18 protein-coding genes and 1 pseudogene are annotated in these 16,402 nt (G+C 70.2%); 10 read left to right on the plus strand and 9 right to left on the minus strand.

The window, feature by feature from the left end:
• The 4 genes from JHN63_RS39480 to JHN63_RS39495 all read left to right on the plus strand — a co-directional run.
• Positions 1 to 1,107, plus strand: a 1,107-nt coding sequence (locus tag JHN63_RS39480; protein WP_200689929.1) for an MFS transporter, incomplete at its 5' end; no start/stop codon positions are given.
• 130 nt (positions 1,108 to 1,237) lie between these two features.
• Positions 1,238 to 3,037 carry a DEAD/DEAH box helicase gene (locus tag JHN63_RS39485; RefSeq protein WP_200689930.1) on the plus strand — a complete coding sequence of 600 codons (1,800 nt, stop codon included), beginning with the start codon at positions 1,238 to 1,240 and terminating at the stop codon, positions 3,035 to 3,037.
• 426 nt (positions 3,038 to 3,463) lie between these two features.
• Positions 3,464 to 4,105, plus strand: a complete 642-nt coding sequence (locus JHN63_RS39490) for an IclR family transcriptional regulator (RefSeq protein ID WP_200689931.1) — start codon at positions 3,464 to 3,466, stop codon at positions 4,103 to 4,105.
• A 65-nt stretch (positions 4,106 to 4,170) separates the two neighbouring features.
• A complete protein-coding gene (locus JHN63_RS39495) occupies positions 4,171 to 4,965 on the plus strand; it encodes a S16 family serine protease (RefSeq protein WP_200689932.1) in 795 nt (264 codons plus the stop codon).
• On the opposite strand, the gene JHN63_RS39500 is transcribed toward JHN63_RS39495, so the two are convergent.
• The 7 genes from JHN63_RS39500 to JHN63_RS39530 all read right to left on the minus strand — a co-directional run bounded on the left by JHN63_RS39500 (position 4,962) and on the right by JHN63_RS39530 (position 9,976).
• Positions 4,962 to 5,156 carry a hypothetical protein gene (locus JHN63_RS39500; RefSeq protein WP_200689933.1) on the minus strand — a complete coding sequence of 65 codons (195 nt, stop codon included), beginning with the start codon at positions 5,154 to 5,156 and terminating at the stop codon, positions 4,962 to 4,964. The two genes, JHN63_RS39495 and JHN63_RS39500, sit on opposite strands and share 4 nt — an antisense overlap.
• A gap of 13 nt (positions 5,157 to 5,169) precedes the next feature.
• The gene (locus tag JHN63_RS39505) at positions 5,170 to 5,742 is read right to left on the minus strand and encodes a transcriptional regulator (RefSeq protein WP_200689934.1); all 573 of its coding nucleotides are present in this window, start codon (positions 5,740 to 5,742) and stop codon (positions 5,170 to 5,172) included.
• 95 nt (positions 5,743 to 5,837) lie between these two features.
• Positions 5,838 to 6,776, minus strand: coding sequence for a glycine betaine ABC transporter substrate-binding protein (locus tag JHN63_RS39510; RefSeq protein WP_200689944.1), 939 nt, complete (start codon positions 6,774 to 6,776; stop codon positions 5,838 to 5,840).
• Between the two features lie 14 nt (positions 6,777 to 6,790).
• Positions 6,791 to 7,597 (minus strand): ABC transporter permease, encoded by an 807-nt coding sequence (locus tag JHN63_RS39515; RefSeq protein WP_200689935.1) that lies wholly within the window; start codon positions 7,595 to 7,597, stop codon positions 6,791 to 6,793.
• Positions 7,594 to 8,841: a betaine/proline/choline family ABC transporter ATP-binding protein gene (locus tag JHN63_RS39520; protein WP_200689936.1), complete on the minus strand. Its 1,248-nt coding sequence runs from the start codon at positions 8,839 to 8,841 to the stop codon at positions 7,594 to 7,596. The genes JHN63_RS39515 and JHN63_RS39520 overlap by 4 nt, the downstream gene beginning before the upstream one ends.
• Positions 8,834 to 9,481 (minus strand): ABC transporter permease, encoded by a 648-nt coding sequence (locus JHN63_RS39525; RefSeq protein WP_200689937.1) that lies wholly within the window; start codon positions 9,479 to 9,481, stop codon positions 8,834 to 8,836. The genes JHN63_RS39520 and JHN63_RS39525 overlap by 8 nt, the downstream gene beginning before the upstream one ends.
• 12 nt (positions 9,482 to 9,493) lie before the next feature.
• Complete coding sequence (locus JHN63_RS39530) at positions 9,494 to 9,976, minus strand: Lrp/AsnC family transcriptional regulator (RefSeq protein ID WP_200689938.1); 483 nt, start codon at positions 9,974 to 9,976, stop codon at positions 9,494 to 9,496.
• 126 nt (positions 9,977 to 10,102) lie between these two features.
• Between JHN63_RS39530 and JHN63_RS39535 the strand changes: the two are divergent.
• The 4 genes and pseudogenes from JHN63_RS39535 (at position 10,103) to nthA (ending at position 12,327) form a co-directional block, all read left to right on the plus strand.
• A pseudogene (locus tag JHN63_RS39535) lies at positions 10,103 to 11,042 on the plus strand (VOC family protein).
• 59 nt (positions 11,043 to 11,101) lie between these two features.
• Positions 11,102 to 11,383 (plus strand): SH3-like domain-containing protein, encoded by a 282-nt coding sequence (locus JHN63_RS54870; RefSeq protein WP_200689939.1) that lies wholly within the window; start codon positions 11,102 to 11,104, stop codon positions 11,381 to 11,383.
• Positions 11,376 to 11,756: an SH3-like domain-containing protein gene (locus JHN63_RS54875; RefSeq protein ID WP_374222987.1), complete on the plus strand. Its 381-nt coding sequence runs from the start codon at positions 11,376 to 11,378 to the stop codon at positions 11,754 to 11,756. Before JHN63_RS54870 ends, JHN63_RS54875 begins: the two co-directional genes overlap by 8 nt.
• Positions 11,746 to 12,327, plus strand: coding sequence for a nitrile hydratase subunit alpha (gene nthA, locus JHN63_RS39550; RefSeq protein WP_200689940.1), 582 nt, complete (start codon positions 11,746 to 11,748; stop codon positions 12,325 to 12,327). Before JHN63_RS54875 ends, nthA begins: the two co-directional genes overlap by 11 nt.
• Here the strand turns inward: nthA and JHN63_RS39555 are convergent.
• Complete coding sequence (locus JHN63_RS39555) at positions 12,290 to 13,819, minus strand: tetratricopeptide repeat protein (RefSeq protein WP_200689941.1); 1,530 nt, start codon at positions 13,817 to 13,819, stop codon at positions 12,290 to 12,292. The genes nthA and JHN63_RS39555 overlap by 38 nt on opposite strands.
• 92 nt (positions 13,820 to 13,911) lie before the next feature.
• On the opposite strand from JHN63_RS39555, the gene JHN63_RS39560 reads away from it, so the two are divergent.
• On the plus strand, positions 13,912 to 15,318 hold the full coding sequence (locus tag JHN63_RS39560) for an FAD-binding oxidoreductase (RefSeq protein WP_200689945.1): 1,407 nt from the start codon (positions 13,912 to 13,914) through the stop codon (positions 15,316 to 15,318).
• Between the two features lie 34 nt (positions 15,319 to 15,352).
• Here the strand turns inward: JHN63_RS39560 and JHN63_RS39565 are convergent, their stop codons facing one another.
• Entirely contained in the window at positions 15,353 to 15,826 is a 474-nt protein-coding gene (locus JHN63_RS39565) for an SsgA family sporulation/cell division regulator (RefSeq protein WP_200689942.1), read from the minus strand.
• Between the two features lie 265 nt (positions 15,827 to 16,091).
• On the opposite strand from JHN63_RS39565, the gene JHN63_RS39570 reads away from it, so the two are divergent.
• Positions 16,092 to 16,402: DUF2510 domain-containing protein (locus JHN63_RS39570; protein WP_200689943.1), on the plus strand; the 311-nt coding region annotated here is incomplete at its 3' end.

The raw sequence follows: 16,402 nt of genomic DNA on the forward strand, positions 1-16,402 counted from the left end.
GTGCAGGGGCTGGGGGGCGGGCTGGTCATCGTCGCTCTCTACGTCGTTGTGGGGCGGGCCTATTCCGAACGGTTGCGGCCCGCCATCATGGCCGCGTTCGCCGCGAGTTGGGTCGTGCCGTCCGTCGTCGGGCCGCTGGCCTCCGGGGCGGTGACCGAGCATCTGGGGTGGCGGTGGGTGTTCCTCGGGATTCCCGCGCTTGTGGTGTTTCCGCTCGCCCTCGCCCTTCCTCAGATACGGCGGCGGGCCGCCGGACCGGTGGACAGGACCGGTGAGCAGCCCGGGTCCTTCGACCGGCGTCGTATTCGGCTTGCCCTGGGGATGTCGATCGGTGCCGGGCTCGTTCAGTACGCCGCTCAGGATCTGACCTGGGTCTCCCTGGTCCCGGCCGTCGCCGGCGTCGCGCTGCTCGTACCCGCCGTGCTCGGGCTGTTGCCGCGCGGTACGTATCGGGCGGCGCGGGGGCTGCCCTCCGTCGTACTGCTGCGCGGGGTGGCCGCCGGGTCGTTCATCTCGGCCGAGTCCTTCGTGCCGTTGATGCTCGTCACCCAGCGGGGGCTGTCGCCGACCCTGGCCGGGTTCTCGCTCGCGGCGGGCGGCGGGACGTGGGCGCTCGGGTCGTGGGTGCAGTCGCGGCCGCGGGTCGAGCCGTATCGGGAACGGCTGATGACGCTCGGGATGGTGCTGGTGGCCGCCGCGATCGCCGCGGCGCCGAGCGTCCTGATCCAGGCCGTGCCCGTGTGGATCGTCGCCGTCGCGTGGGGGTTCGGGTGCTTCGGGATGGGGCTGGTGATCGCGTCCACCAGCGTGCTGCTGCTCCAGCTCTCCGCGCCGGAGGAGGCCGGCTCCAACTCCGCGGCGCTGCAGATCTCCGACGGGTTGTCCAACGTCGTGCTGCTCTCCGTCGGCGGGGCCGCGTTCGGTGCGCTGGGGGGTGGCACGGTGGGACATGTCGTCGGTTCGGCGAGCGGCGGCTCCCACCCGGCTGCCTTCGCCGCCGTGTTCCTGCCGATGGCGGGTGTGGCGTTGGCGGGGGCCTGGGTGACCACACGGGTGCGGGCCGGACGAGGTCAAAGCGATTGGGGAGGCGCTGCGAGCCCTCGCTGAACCACCGGTGTGACCTCAGTCCCATCCCCGCCCGCCCCGGCGCCGTCCGCACGTCGACACCGTCGCCCCGCCGGTAGGGTGGCCCGGTTGTCATACATGGCCGAGCCGCCCGACCGAACAAACGGAGACCGTGACTACCACCGCCGCCTCCTCCACCAGCTCCCACCACCTCTCTCCCGCCTTCCCCGGCCGCGCCCCCTGGGGCACCGCCGGCAAGCTGCGTGCCTGGCAGCAAGGGGCGATGGAGAGGTATGTCCAGGAGCAGCCGCGGGACTTCCTCGCGGTCGCGACCCCTGGCGCGGGCAAGACGACGTTCGCGCTCACCCTCGCCTCCTGGCTGCTGCACCACCATGTCGTGCAGCAGGTGACCGTGGTCGCGCCGACCGAGCACCTGAAGAAGCAGTGGGCGGAAGCGGCCGCGCGGATAGGGATCAAACTCGACCCGGAGTACAGCGCCGGGCCGCTCGGCAAGGACTACGACGGGGTCGCCGTCACCTACGCCGGCGTCGGTGTGCGGCCCATGCTGCACCGCAATCGCGTAGAGCAGCGCAAGACGCTGGTGATCCTCGACGAGATCCACCACGCCGGTGACTCGAAGTCGTGGGGCGAGGCGTGCCTGGAAGCCTTCGAACCGGCCACTCGGCGGCTCGCGCTGACCGGTACGCCGTTCCGGTCCGACACCAATCCCATTCCCTTCGTGACGTACGAAGAGGGCAATGACGGGATTCGGCGGTCCTCCGCCGACTACACCTACGGCTACGGCAACGCGCTCGCCGACCATGTCGTCCGGCCCGTCATCTTCCTCTCCTACAGCGGCAACATGCGCTGGCGGACCAAGGCCGGCGACGAGATCGCCGCGCGGCTCGGCGAGCCGATGACCAAGGACGCGATCAGTCAGGCCTGGCGTACGGCGCTGGATCCGCGCGGCGAGTGGATGCCGAGCGTGCTGCGCGCCGCCGACCAGCGGCTGACCGAGGTCCGGAAGGGCATCCCGGACGCCGGCGCCCTCGTCATCGCCTCCGACCAGGACTCCGCGCGCGCCTACGCCAAGTTGATCCGCGAGATCACCGGCTCCAAGGCGACCGTCGTGCTGTCCGACGACACCGGTGCCTCCAAGCGCATCGACGACTTCGCTGCGAGCAACGACCGCTGGATGGTCGCCGTACGCATGGTGTCGGAAGGCGTCGACGTGCCGCGGCTCGCCGTCGGGGTGTACGCCACCACCATCTCGACCCCCCTCTTCTTCGCCCAGGCCGTCGGGCGTTTCGTGCGGTCGCGGCGGCGCGGCGAGACCGCGTCCGTCTTCCTGCCGACCGTTCCCGACCTCCTCACCTTCGCCAACGAGATGGAGGTCGAGCGCGACCACGCCCTCGACAAGCCCAAGAAGGAGGGCGAGGAGGACCCGTACGCCGAGTCCGAGAAGGAGATGGACGAGGCGAACAAGGAGCAGGACGAGGACACCGGCGAGCAGGAGCAGTTCGCCTTCGAGGCGCTGGAGTCCGAGGCCGTCTTCGACCGGGTGCTCTACGACGGCGCCGAGTTCGGCATGCAGGCGCACCCGGGGAGCGAGGAGGAGCAGGACTACCTCGGCATCCCCGGGCTCCTCGAACCCGACCAGGTGCAGATGCTGCTCCAGAAGCGGCAGGCCCGGCAGATCGCGCACAGCCGCAAGAAGCCGGACGACCAGGCCGACCTGCTGGAACTGCCCGCCGAGCGGCGGCCCGTCGTCTCGCACAAGGAGATGATGGAGCTGAGGAAGTCGCTCAACACCATGGTCTCCGCGTACGTCCACCAGACCGGCAAACCGCACGGCGTCATCCACACCGAGCTGCGCCGCACCTGCGGCGGCCCGCCGAGCGCCGAGGCCACGGCCGGGCAGCTGCGGCAGCGCATCGCGAAGGTCCAGGAGTGGGCCACGCGCATGCACTGACCCCCACCCGACCCTGCACTCTCTGGAAGCTGGGGTCATTTCTAACCAGTCAAAGCGAGCGACAGTGGTTAGATTCACCCCCAGCCTCCAGCACCCCCCCCACGCGCCGCGCGCACTCGCCATGCGCCGTTGGCCGCCGGGTCGATCCCCAGGACGGGGCATAACGGCATCAAGTGAACCGGTCCGTACCAGTCGGTGACCGGATTCTGGACGGAGACTTCCGCTCAGCGAACCGGCTTCGCTAGTGTCCCGCTACGCACACGCCCCGTGGCAGCGCCGCCGCGGAGCGCAGCCGTGAAGCGACTGGGCCCGGATTCGCCGGGCCGCCTCGCCGATCGGCGGCCTCTGAAGCGCGTCACTGACGGGACTCGGTGACGCATCCGCCGCGAGGGGGCCGCCGACCTCACCACCTAAGGAGTGGGCGTCGTGACCGCGGAGACCTCCCAGACGCTCGACCGGGGACTGCGCGTCCTCAAACTGCTGGCCGATACGGACCACGGGCTGACCGTCACCGAACTCTCCAACAAACTGGGCGTCAACCGGACCGTCGTGTACCGGTTGCTGGCCACCCTCGAACAGCACGCACTCGTACGCCGTGATCTGGGCGGCCGGGCCCGGGTCGGGCTCGGGGTGCTGCGACTCGGCCGTCAGGTGCACCCCCTCGTACGGGAGGCGGCGCTGCCCGCGCTGCGGTCACTGGCCGAGGACATCGGGGCGACCGCTCACCTCACCCTGGTCGACGGCGCGGACGCCCTCGCCGTCGCGGTGGTCGAGCCGACCTGGACGGACTACCACGTGGCCTACCGGGCCGGTTTCCGTCACCCCCTGGACCGGGGGGCCGCCGGCCGCGCGATACTCGCCGCCCGGCACCGGGCCGCCGACGAACCCGGATACACCTTGACGCACGGGGAGTTGGAGGCGGGAGCGAGCGGCGCCGCGGCACCACTGCTCGGGGTCACGGGTGTCGAGGGCAGCGTCGGTGTGGTGATGCTGGCCGACGCCGTGCCCGAACGGGTGGGGCCGCGCGTCGTCGACGCGGCGCGCGAGGTCGCGGAGGCTCTGCGCTGAGGCCGTGCGCGGGCGGCGGGTGACCGGCGCCCGGCCGGAAGTGGCCGTCGCGTTAGATTGATCCCGTGCTCCTCTCTCGCCTCACGCGCCCCCAGGCCGTAGCCGTCTGCGCCCTGCCCGTCGTGGCACTGCTCGCCACGGCGGGCTTCGCGCCGCTGCCCTTCTCGCTGGCGCAGCCCGGTCTGACCGCGAACGTGCTCGGCGAGAACAAGGACACCCCGGTGATCACGATCTCCGGGGCGCCGGTGCGTACGACGAGCGGTCAGTTGCGCATGACGACGATCGAGGCGACCGGACCCGATCAACATGTGTCGTTGAGCGATGTGATCGACAGCTGGTTCCGTACCGATCGGGCGGTCATGCCGCGTGACTCGGTCTACCCGAGCGGCAACAGCGTCAAGGAGATCGAGCAGCACAACACCCAGCAGATGCAGGAGTCGCAGGACGACGCGACCACGGCCGCGCTGAACTACCTGAATCTCAGCGACAAGAAGGTCAAGGTCACGCTCACGCTCGCCGATGTCGGCGGCCCCAGCGCGGGTCTGCTGTTCACCCTGGGCATCATCGACAAGCTGAACGGCGACGGCAGCGGGGGCGATCTCACCGGCGGTCGCACGATCGCCGGTACGGGGACGATCGGCACGGACGGCACGGTGGGCGCGGTCGGGGGAGTGGCCCTGAAGACCCAGGCCGCGCGCCGCGACGGAGCGACGGTGTTCCTGGTCCCGAAGGCCGAGTGCTCGGACGCCAAGTCCGAACTGCCCAAGGGGCTACGGCTGGTCGCGGTCACCTCGCTGAAGGGCGCGGTGAGTGCGCTGAAGGCGCTGGAGACGGGGAAGGGTTCCGTGCCGGGCTGCTAGGCGACGGCCGGCTTCGGGTTGTTCGGCGTGGCGGCCAGCCGCAGACCCAGTTCTACGAGGGTCCAGCCGAGGCGGGTACGGAGTTCCTGCCGGGGTGCCCTGGCCTCGGTGGCGAGGCGGTGCGCCACGGCCTGGGCCTGGAGTTCGGCGGCGCGGGTGTGGTGCAGCGCGAGGTGGGTCTCGGGATGCATGGGGCGTTGCCTCTCACTCTGATTCGATGGGGAAGGCGTGCAGGTGGAAGCGCACCTTTTCCGCTTCCGGTGCGTCCTCGTCCGCGTAGTTCTCGAGCAACTCATGGATCTTTCCCACGAGTTCACGGGTGTGCTCGGGTGTCAGCCGTACGGTCCAGTCGCTCATGTCGGTGGCGTGGGACCAGTTGGGCAGCCAGTCCTCGCGGGTGCCGACCCAGGTCGACAGCTCGCGGGCGTGGGTGGTCGCCACCTCGTGCAGGAAGGTGTCGGCCGCGCCACGGACCGCCGGGTCGGCGTCCAGGAGCAGGTTCTCGTCGAAGCCGATGCCGTCGTGGGCCGCCTGCCACCAGCGCTCCCGCCCCTTGCCGCGCTCCGGGGCGTCCTCGACGAACCCGTGCGCGGCCAACTGGCGGAGGTGGTAGCTGGTGGCCCCACTGGACTCGCCCAGGCGCTCCGCGAGCATCGAAGCGGTGGCCGGTCCGTGTCGGCGCAGCGCGCTCAGCAACTGCATCCGTAGCGGATGGGCGAGCCCACGCAGTGAACGGGCGTCGAGATTGCGGTACTTGGCTGCTTCGGGCTCCTGCATGCGTACAAAGGTAGCGTTGCAAAGGACTAGTTGCAACACCTTCTTTGCAACTGGTCCTTGGCAACCGACCCTCGCCAACTCCCCCTCGACGCCCCCTACTTCACCAACCCCTCCGCCTTCATCCAGTCCAACGCCACCTGATGCGGATCCTCCCCGTCGACATCCACCTTCGCGTTCAGCGTCCGCGCCACCGTGTTGTTCAGCTTCTTCGTGATCGGGTCCAGGACTTTCGCGATCGCCGGCCACTTCTTCAGGGCCTTGGTGTTGATCTCGGGCGCCGCGTTGTAGTTGGGGAAGAACTTCTTGTCGTCGGCCATCACCGCGAGGTTCATCGACTTGATGCGGCCGTCGGTGGTGAAGGCCTCGCCGTACGTGCAACTCCCCTTCTTCACCTGGGTGTAGATGATCCCGGTGTCCATCTGCGTGATGTTCTTCGCCGGGAGATCCATCCCGTATGCCTTCTGCATGCCCGGCAGCCCGTCCGCGCGGTTGGCGAACTCGCTCTCCACGCACACCGTCACCGCACCCGGGTTCTTCGCCGCCAGCGCGGCCACCTCGGACAGCGTCTTCGTGCCGTACTTCTTGAAGTTGGCCTGGTTCATCGCGAGCGCGTACGTGTTGTTGAGAGCCGAGGGCGGCAGCCAGGTCAGGCCGTTCTTGAGGTCGGCGGCCCGGACCGCCTCCCACTGCTTCATCGGGTCCGTGATCGGCTCGCTGTTGCCGAGGTGGGTGATCCACGCGGTGCCGGTGTACTCGTACATCCCGTCCGCGTCACCGGACTTGACGGCCTCCCGCGCACCGATCGACCCCTGGATGCCGGTCCGGTCGAGGACATCCGCGCCGGCCGCCTCGAAGGCGATGCCCATCATCGCGCCGAGGATGAGCTGCTCGGTGAACTCCTTGGAGGTGACGGTGAGATGGGCGCCCTTGAGCGGCTCGCCCCGCCCGATCGTGCCGGGGCCGACGTCGTCGACCATGGGGGAGCCGCTGGTCAGTCCGCAGCCGGAGACGACGACGAGCGCGCCGACCGTCATCAGACAGGTGCGTTTCACGCGCCCGCCTCCAATCCCCTTGGCCGCAGCAGGAGTTCGGCCAGGGAGGCCAGCCAGTCCACCAGCAGGGCGAGGCTGACCGTGAGGATCGAGCCGAGCACCAGCACGGGCATCCGCTGGGTGGTGATGCCGGTGGTGATCAGGACCCCCAGGCCGCCGCCCCCGCCGAAGGTCGCCAGGGTCGCCGTACCGACGTTGAGGACCAGGGCCGTTCGGACGCCGGCCAGGATCAGCGGGACCGCGAGGGGCAGCTCCACCCGTCCCAGGACGCCGAGTTGGGACATGCCGATACCCCTGGCCGCCTCCAACAAAGTCGGGTCGTTGGCCTTCAGGCCGGCGATGGTGTTGGAGAGGACCGGCAGGACGGCGTAGATGATGATGCCGATCAGGGCGGCCTTCTCGCCGGTGCCGAGCCAGATCACCAGCAGGGCCAACAGGCCGATCGCCGGGGTCGCCTGGCCCATGTTGGCGAAGGTCATCGCCACCGGGGCGGCCTTCCGGAACGCCCCCCGGGTCAGCAGGATGCCCAGCGGGATCGCGATGATCAGCACGAAGAACGTGGAGATCACGGTCAGTTGGACATGCTGCCAAAGAGCCTTGCTCACCTGGCCGTTGGACAGCGCGTTCTCCGAAATGGCGTCCAGGTGCGCCTGGTTGAACCACAGCCAGGTCGCCAGCAGGACCGCCACCAGGAACGCGGGCAGGAACGTCAGCTTCTGCCAGGTGATCCGGCGCTTAGGGGAAGTCGGCGGCACGGCGGCCGCCGTCTCCTCCTCCTCGTCCAGGTCGGGAGTGATGGTCATGTGTCCCGCCCCCCTCCGGCGCCCTCCTGCTCGGCGTGCGTCTGGAGGGCCCGGGCCTCCTCCAGCTCGTGCTGCGACTCCATCGCCTCCAGCCGGTCGGCCTCCAGGAGTTCCTGCACGGAGTTCATCAGCGTCTCCATGTCGACGACACCCGTGTACTCGCCGCGCCGCCCGGTGACCGCGACCCGCCCCGCGTTGTCCGTGAGCACCGCCTCCAACGCGTCCCGGAGCGTCGCGTCCCGGGTCACCGTGTCGCTGACCAGCGTCCCCGCCCGGGCCAGCGAACCCTTGGCGCGCATCATGTCGCCGCGCCGCAGCCACTTGTAGGGCCGGCCGCGCTTGTCGAGCAGCAGGATCTCGTTGGTGCCGCTGTCCCGGAGCCTGTCGAAGATGGTCTGGAGCGGGTCGTCGACGGTCACCGTCGGATAGTCGGTGATCTCCACATCCCGTACGCGGGTGAGGTTGAGCCGCTTGAGGGCGGCCCCGGCGCCCACGAACCCGGACACGAAGTCGTCCGCCGGGTTGGTGAGGATCGCCTCCGGGGTGTCGAACTGCGCGATGTGCGAGCGTTCGCGCAACACCGCGATCCGGTCGCCCAGTTTGATCGCCTCGTCGAAGTCGTGGGTGACGAAGACGATCGTCTTGTGCAGTTCGTGCTGGAGCCTGATCAACTCGTCCTGGAGGTGATCGCGGGTGATCGGGTCGACCGCGCCGAACGGCTCGTCCATCAGCAGCACCGGCGGATCCGCCGCCAACGCCCGTGCCACGCCCACGCGTTGCTGCTGCCCGCCGGAGAGCTGGCGCGGATAGCGGCCCTGGAACTCGCCGGCGTCGAGCCCGACCAGGTCGAGCATCTCCTCCACCCGGTTCCTGATCCGGGACTTCGACCAGCCGATCATCCTCGGCACCAGCGCGATGTTCTGGGCGACGGTCATGTGCGGGAAGAGCCCGCTCGACTGGATCGCGTAGCCGACCTTGCGGCGCAGCTTCACCGGGTCGATGTCGGTGACGTCCTCGCCGTCGATGCGGATCCGGCCGCCGGTCGGTTCGATCAGCCGGTTGATCATCTTGAGCGTGGTGGACTTCCCGCAGCCGGAGGGCCCGACGAAGACGACCAGCTCACCCGCCTTGATCTCCATGTTGACGCTGTCGACGGCCGGCTGCGGACTGCCCGGGTACTTCTTGGTCAGGTTCTCCAGTTCGATGGAGGCACCGGAGGTCGTGGTGGTCGCCGGCTCAGGCACGGATCCCCCTGGGAATGGTCAGCCGTCCGAGAAGGACGTACGCGGCGTCGAACAGCAGCGCCAGGACGATGATCCCGAGCGTGCCCGCGAGCACCTGGTTGAGGGCGTTCTTGCTGCCCAGCGAGCCGATACCGCGGAAGATCTCGTTGCCGAGGCCGGGCCCGGAGGCGTACGCCGCGATGGCCGCGATGCCCATCAGCATCTGGGTGGAGACCCGGATACCGGTCAGGATCGGCGGCCAGGCCAGCGGCAGTTCGACCCGCGCGAGCCGCATCAGCCGGGACATCCCGATGCCCTTCGCCGCGTCCACCAGGGACGGATCGACCCCGCGCAGGCCCACGATCGAGTTACGGACGATCGGCAGCAGCCCGTACAGCGTCAGAGCGATCACGGTGGGCGGAACGCCCAGTCCCACGATCGGAATGAGCAGACCGATCATCGCGAGCGACGGAATGGTCAGAATGGTCGACGTGGCGGTGGTGGCCAGGTTGCCCGCCCACTCGCTCCGATACGTCACGACCCCGATCACCACCCCGATCAGGGTGGCCACGACCATGCACTGGAAGACCGCGCTGGCATGTTGGTAGGCGTCGGTGAGCAGTTGCTGATGCCGGTTGCTCACGTACTCCCAGAAGCTCACATGCCCACACCCCTACGTCGGCCGGTCCACGTCCTCGGCCGCCTGCTCCACCAGCGGGATGATCCGCAGCGGAACGGGGTTCTCCATCACGATCGCGGTGGCGGCCCGGACAATGCCATCAAAACCGACAACCCGGTCGATGACCCGCTGGAGATCGGCGTTCGAACGGGCCACCAGCCGGCACAGCATGTCCCCGCTGCCGGTCGTGGTGTGCAGTTCGAGCACCTCCGGGACGGTCGCCAAGTGCGCCCGCACGTCCGTCCCTTGCCCCTGCCGGATCTCCAGCGTCGCGAACGCCGTGACCGGGTAGCCGAGCGCCGCCGGATCGACCTGCGGCCCGAATCCGCGGATGACTCCATTCGACTGAAGCCGGTCCAGCCGCGCCTGCACCGTCCCCCGGGCCACCCCCAGCCGCCGGGACATCTCCAGCACCCCGATCCGCGGCTCCTCGGCCAACAGCACGATGATCCGGCCGTCGAGACGATCGATGCCCATGGTGTCCGCCTCCGAGGATGGTCATCCTGTACAGAAAGCCCGCCGAAACGGTCGTACCACTGAACAAGCTGCCCAGCAGAAACGCAAACTATTGCGCACCTTGCCAGGGAGGGGGAGCCTGCGCTCATGACCCAGACCACTCACCACACTCCCGACACCGCCCGGCAGGCCGACCCCTTCCCGGTCAAGGGAATGGACGCGGTCGTCTTCGCCGTGGGCAACGCCAAACAGGCGGCGCACTACTACTCCACGGCCTTCGGCATGACGCTGGTCGCCTACTCCGGACCGGAGAACGGCAGCCGTGAGACCGCCTCGTACGTGCTCACCAACGGCTCCGCCCGCTTCGTCTTCACCTCCGTCATCAGGCCCGCCACGCCCTGGGGCGAGTTCCTCACCCGCCATGTGGCCGAGCACGGCGACGGCGTCGTCGACCTCGCCATCGAGGTGCCGGACGCGCGCGCCGCGCACGCCTACGCCGTCGAACACGGCGCCCGCTCCCTCGCCGAGCCGCACGAGCTGAAGGACGAGCACGGCACGGTCGTCCTCGCCGCGATCGCCACGTACGGCGAGACCCGCCACACCCTCGTCGAACGCGTGGACTACGACGGCCCGTACCTCCCCGGCTTCGCCCCCGCCGACCCCCTGGTCGCGGCCCCCGCCCACCGCACCTTCCAGGCCATCGACCACTGCGTCGGCAACGTCGAACTCGGCCACATGAACGAGTGGGTCGGCTTCTACAACAAGGTCATGGGCTTCACGAACATGAAGGAGTTCGTGGGNGGCCGGGGTGAAGTTCCTCGACACCCCCGACTCCTACTACGACACCCTCGGCGAGTGGGTCGGCGACACCCGCGTCCCCGTCGAGACCCTGCGCGAGCTGAAGATCCTCGCCGACCGCGACGAGGACGGCTACCTGCTCCAGATCTTCACCAAGCCGGTCCAGGACCGTCCCACGGTGTTCTTCGAACTCATCGAACGACACGGCTCGATGGGCTTCGGCAAGGGCAACTTCAAGGCGCTGTTCGAGGCGATCGAGCGGGAGCAGGAGAAGCGGGGCAACCTGTAGCCCGGCCCGGCCCAGCCCAGCCGCAGCGGTAGCCCCGTATCCGGCCGTACCCTGCACCCATGGCCAGGATCAACGACGTGGGCGGCACCCAGGGCTTCGGTGCCATCGACACCACCGACGACCCCGAGCCCTTCCACGCCGACTGGGAGGCGCGGGTCGTCGGGCTGTTCAACGCCCTGCGCGCGCAGGGGATCTTCAACACCAACGAGTTCCGGGACGCGATCGAGGCGATCCCGCCCGCCGCGTACCTCACGATGTCGTACTACGAACGCTGGTTCACCGCGATCACCGCCCTGCTGGAACGCAAAGGCGTCCTCGAACCAGGTGAGTTGGATGACTGACCGCTTCCCGCCCGGCACCCGCGTGCGGACCTTCCCGCACGACCCGCCGCACCACACCCGCCTGCCCCGGTACGCGCGCGGCAAGTCGGGTGTCGTCGTCGAGCCGGAGGGGCGCGCGGAGCTGGCCGACGTCAGCGCGCGGGGGAGCGGGGACGCGCCGGTGGAGCAGGTGTACGCGGTGCGCTTCGCGGCCCGCGACCTGTGGGGCGAGGGCGACCACCACGTCGTACTGGACCTGTGGGAAAGCTACTTGGAAGCGTGCGAAGCGGAACACGGAGAAGCGGAACACGAAGAAGCGGAACACGGAGAAGCGGAACACGAAGAAGCGGAACACGAAGCGGAACGCGAAGAGGGAGCGGTCGATGAGCGGTGACCACGAGGACGCCTCGATCTCCCGGCGGGTGCGGCGACTCGAGACCCTGCTGGAGGAGAAGGGGATCGTCGCGGGCGGCGCGGTCGACGAGGTGCTCGACGCGTTCCTCTCGGGCGCTTCACCGGTGAACGGAGCGCGGGTCGTGGCCCGCGCCTGGACCGACGAGGCCTTCCGGGAACGGCTGTTGACGGACGGCACGGCCGCCGTGCAGGAACTCGGCTTCATGGACGGCTCGTTCCAGCGGCTGCGGGTCGTCGCGAACACGGACGCGACCCACAACGTCATCGTCTGCACCCTCTGCTCCTGCTACCCCCTCCCCCTCCTCGGCCCGTCCCCGGGCTGGTACAAGTCGGAGGCCTACCGCTCCCGCGTCGTCCGCGAACCCCGGTCCGTCCTGGCCGAGTTCGGGCTCCACCTGCCCACGGCCACGGACATCACCGTGTGGGACTCCAGCGCGGAGACGCGCTACCTGGTCCTGCCGCTCCGGCCCGCGGACACCGAGTCGCTGACGGAGGACGAACTGGCCGCCCTGGTCACCCGCAACGCGCTGATCGGCACGGCGGCGGTGTGACGCGCGGGCTCAACCCCGCTTTGTCCTGGGGCTCCTTGTCCTGACCGTCCTTTTCCGTCGGCAGCGGCTCGTCCGTCGGCTCGCCCAGCGCCGCCAACGCCCTTTGCGCCAGCGGCACTTGGAGCGGCGAGAAGTACGGGTTGATCTGCAACGCCTCCTGGAGGTGCCGGCGCGCGGACGCGAACTTCTCCAACTCCCGCTCGATCATGCCCCGGTGGAACGCGTACCGCGCGTCCCGCACCCCGCCCCCGTGCACCTTGTCCGTCGCCACCGACGCGAACTTCAGCGCCTCCTCGTCCTGCCCGGCCCGGTGCAGCGCCCACCCCAGCGCGTCGGCCACCGCGATCCCCGGCTGCCGGGTCCACTCGCCCCGCAGCCGCCGTACGGCCTCCCGCGCGTCGCCGTGGTCCGCCTCGAACACGCCGAGGACCAACTCGTCGTCGACCCCGGCCGCCGCGTCCTTGGCGGCGAGGGCGCGCAGCGTGTCGTACTGCACGCGGGCCGCCTGACCGAGACCCAGCGCCTCGTACAACTCCCCGAGTTCCAGGGCGTATTGAGGAGTCGGTTGCTTGGCGAGGGCGACCTGGTAGGCGTTCAGGGCCTCCGAGGTGCGGCCCAGCGCCGCGAGCGCGCGCCCCTCACCGGCCAGCGCCTCCCGCTGGTCGGGATCCAGCCGTACGGCCGCCTCGAAGTGCCGTAGCGCGACCTCGCGGTCCCCGCGTTCCCAGGCCAGCTCACCGGCGCGCTCCAGCCAGGCGGCCTGTTCGGCGGGGGCGGTGGCCTGCGCCGCCGCGTCGGCGAGCTGGGCGGCGGCGTCCTCGCGCCAGCCCCGGTCGCGGTAGACGGCGGCGGCCCGCGCCATCACGGCGGGCCCGGTGTGCAGGTCCAGCAGCTTGTCGAGGGTGCGCTTGGTCGCCTTGTAGTCGCCGAGGCCGGTGTACGCGTCGATCAGCAGCGGATACGTCGTCCACCGCCGCGGCGCCGCCTTCAGCGCGGCCTCGCCCCAGCTGCGCGCCGTACGGAAGTCCCGCCGTTCGTTGGCCAGGGCCGCGAGACCGTCCATCGCGACGGCGCTCGCGTCGTTGCCCTTCGTGCGCACCTTCAGCGCGGTGCGGAGGGCGTCCTCGGCCTTCGGGTAGTACAGGGTGTCCCCGGTCCGCCGCCCCTGCTCGACATAGGCCGAGCCGAGCACCGCCCAGGACCGCGCGTCCCTCGGACGGACCCGTACCCGCGTCTCCCGGTCGCCGATCAGCGCGGCCAGGTCCGGCAGCGCGGCCGGGACCCCCGCCGTGACCGCGGTCAGCGCCTGCGCCTTGGGGCCCGGCGCGGGCGGCGGCGCCGGACGCGGCTCCTCGGGCAGCAGCCACAGCAGCCCGCCGGCCACGGCACATCCGGCGACCGCGGCGATCAGCACCCGCCGCAGAACGGGGGAGCGGCGCTTGCGTGGCTCAGCCACCAGGGACGTGCCCGGGCTCCGCTGTTCGTTCTCCATGGCGCTCACTGTGCGTCAGTACGACGACCACATCCCGGCACCCAAAGCCGTGCGTGGACGGGGTTCACACCGATGGCCGCGAGTGCGACGCTGTGATCATGAGCCGTATCGAAGCGCCTCGCGACCAGGACACCGGGACCCTCGTCGACCGGCTGCTGGCCGGGCTGCCCGCCGAGGCCGTCGTCACCGACCCGGACGTCACGGTCGCGTACGCCAACGACATGGCGAGCTTCTGCCCGTCCGGCACCCCCGCCGTCGTCGTGCTGCCGCGCACGGTCGAGCAGGTCCAGCACGTCATGCGCGTCGCCACCGAACTGCGCGTCCCGGTCGTCCCGCAGGGCGCCCGCACCGGCCTGTCGGGCGCGGCCAACGCCTCCGAGGGCTGCGTCGTGCTGTCCCTCGTCAAGATGGACCGCATCCTGGAGATCAGCCCGGTCGACCGCATCGCGGTCGTCGAGCCGGGCGTCATCAACGCGACCCTCTCCCGGGCGGTCAACGAACACGGCCTCTACTACCCGCCGGATCCCTCCAGTTGGGAGATGTGCACGATCGGCGGCAACATCGGCACCGCGTCCGGCGGGCTGTGCTGTGTGAAGTACGGGGTGACGGCCGAGTACGTCCTCGGCCTGGACGTCGTCCTCGCCGACGGCCGGTTGATGAGCACGGGTCGGCGTACGGCCAAGGGAGTCGCCGGGTACGACCTGACCCGGCTGTTCGTCGGCTCGGAGGGCTCGCTCGGGATCGTCGTCAAGGCGATCCTGGCGCTGAAGCCTAAGCCGCCCCAACAGCTGGTCCTGGCCGCCGAGTTCGGGTCCGCGGCGGCCGCCTGCGACGCCGTGTGCCGGATCATGGAGGGCGGGCACGTGCCGTCCCTCCTCGAACTGATGGACCGTACGACCGTCAAGGCCGTCAACGACCTGGCGCACATGGGACTGCCGGAGACGACGGAGGCGTTGCTGCTCGCCGCCTTCGACACGGTGGACCCCGCCGCCGACCTGGCCGCCGTAGGAGCCCTCTGTGCGGCGGCCGGAGCCACCGAGGTGGTGCCCGCCGAGGACGCGGCCGAGTCCGAACTGCTCCTCCAGGCGCGGCGGTTGTCGCTCACGGCGCTGGAGGCGGTCAAGGGCACGACGATGATCGACGACGTGTGCGTGCCCCGGTCGCGGCTCGGCGAGATGCTCGAAGGGGTGGAGCGGATCGCGGAGAAGTACCGGCTGACGATCGGCGTCTGCGCGCACGCCGGTGACGGCAACACGCACCCCACGGTCTGCTTCGACGCGCAGGACGTCGACGAGTCCCGGCGCGCCCGTGAGTCCTTCGACGAGATCATGGCGCTCGGCCTGGAGCTCGGCGGCACCATCACCGGCGAGCACGGGGTCGGCGTCCTGAAGAAGGAGTGGCTGGCCCGCGAGCTCGGCCCGGTCGGCGTCGAGATGCAGCGGGCGGTGAAGACGGCCTTCGACCCGCTGGGGATCCTCAACCCCGGCAAGCTGTTCTGAAGACCCGGCGGGCTCCTTCGATCGTCCCTACGGCTCACTCCCCGTCCCGCGACTCGTCCGAGGGCCACGGGTCGCGCAGCCACAGGTCGTCGGCCGGGGTCGGTGCGAGCAGCTCGGCGAGGCCGTCGTCGATGCCGAGCTGCTCCGCCTCAGAGCCCGGCGGCACCACCCGCAGGGTGCGCTCCAGCCACGCCGACACCTGGGCCGCCGGGGCCTGGAGGAGGGCGTCACCGTCGGGTGAACTCAACGCCATCAGGACGACGCTGCGCCCCTCCACCTTCGTCGGCCACACCCGCACGTCCCCGTGGCCGCACGGCCGGAACACGCCCTCGACGAGCAGTTCGCGGGCGAACGTCCAGTTCACCGGGTTCTCGGAGTTGATGTGGAAGGAGATGTGCACGGCGTACGGGTCGTCGGTCCGATAGCCGAGCCGGGCCGGGACCGGAATGCTCCGCTCCGGCGACAGGATGAGCTGCAGCTCCAACTCCCGCTCTACGACTGTGTGCATGACGTACGTCCCCTCTCGCTCACGGGGCCCCGCGGTGGGCCCGTACGAGTGGAGAGGGCGTGCGGGCGGAAGCATTACGCGACTTCGGGAAACTTTTTTTCCGGGCCGCGTCGCCAAGGCTTCGCGAGGCTTCGGGGTGTGTGGACTCCGTGCCCGAGCTTGCCCGGAAAGGGGCAGGTCCGGTGGGACGGGCAGTGGCGGTGGCACGGGTCTGGTAGATGTGGACACCCTCATTCGACCTCCGAGCAGATACGGGACGACGGACATGAGCGCCCCAACGCCGGCACCCGGTGACGACAGGCCCCGCGAGGGGTACTACCCGGACCCGTCCATTCCTGGCTATGTCCGGTACTGGAACGGCGCGGCCTGGGTGCCCGGCACCAGCCGCCCGGCGCCGTCGGACGGCCTGCCGCCCGGCCAGTCCGTCGAGGAGACCGGCCCGCACTTCTTCGACGAGGACCCGGCGCCGTCCGGCCGCCCCGAACCGGCGACGGCCTGGGGCGCGGACCGCGCCCACCAGTCCGGCTTCGGCAACGACCAGGACCGCCGCGTGTCCTGGTCGTTGCCGAAGCCGGA

The organism is Streptomyces sp. MBT65, assembly GCF_016612545.1.
Taxonomy (GTDB): Bacteria; Actinomycetota; Actinomycetes; order Streptomycetales; family Streptomycetaceae; genus Streptomyces.

Excerpts from the sequence above, each read along its gene's own strand:
- JHN63_RS39530 (WP_200689938.1), bottom strand. The coding sequence starts at position 9,976 with ATGGGCATCGATCGTCTCGACGGCCGGATCATCGTGCTGTTGGCCGAG.
- JHN63_RS39565 (WP_200689942.1), bottom strand. The coding sequence starts at position 15,826 with ATGCACACAGTCGTAGAGCGGGAGTTGGAGCTGCAGCTCATCCTGTCG.
- JHN63_RS54875 (WP_374222987.1), top strand. The coding sequence starts at position 11,376 with ATGACTGACCGCTTCCCGCCCGGCACCCGCGTGCGGACCTTCCCGCAC.
- JHN63_RS39555 (WP_200689941.1), bottom strand. The coding sequence starts at position 13,819 with ATGGAGAACGAACAGCGGAGCCCGGGCACGTCCCTGGTGGCTGAGCCA.
- JHN63_RS54870 (WP_200689939.1), top strand. The coding sequence starts at position 11,102 with ATGGCCAGGATCAACGACGTGGGCGGCACCCAGGGCTTCGGTGCCATC.
- JHN63_RS39515 (WP_200689935.1), bottom strand. The coding sequence starts at position 7,597 with ATGACCATCACTCCCGACCTGGACGAGGAGGAGGAGACGGCGGCCGCC.
- JHN63_RS39505 (WP_200689934.1), bottom strand. The coding sequence starts at position 5,742 with ATGCAGGAGCCCGAAGCAGCCAAGTACCGCAATCTCGACGCCCGTTCA.
- nthA (WP_200689940.1), top strand. The coding sequence starts at position 11,746 with ATGAGCGGTGACCACGAGGACGCCTCGATCTCCCGGCGGGTGCGGCGA.
- JHN63_RS39510 (WP_200689944.1), bottom strand. The coding sequence starts at position 6,776 with ATGACGGTCGGCGCGCTCGTCGTCGTCTCCGGCTGCGGACTGACCAGC.
- JHN63_RS39500 (WP_200689933.1), bottom strand. The coding sequence starts at position 5,156 with ATGCATCCCGAGACCCACCTCGCGCTGCACCACACCCGCGCCGCCGAA.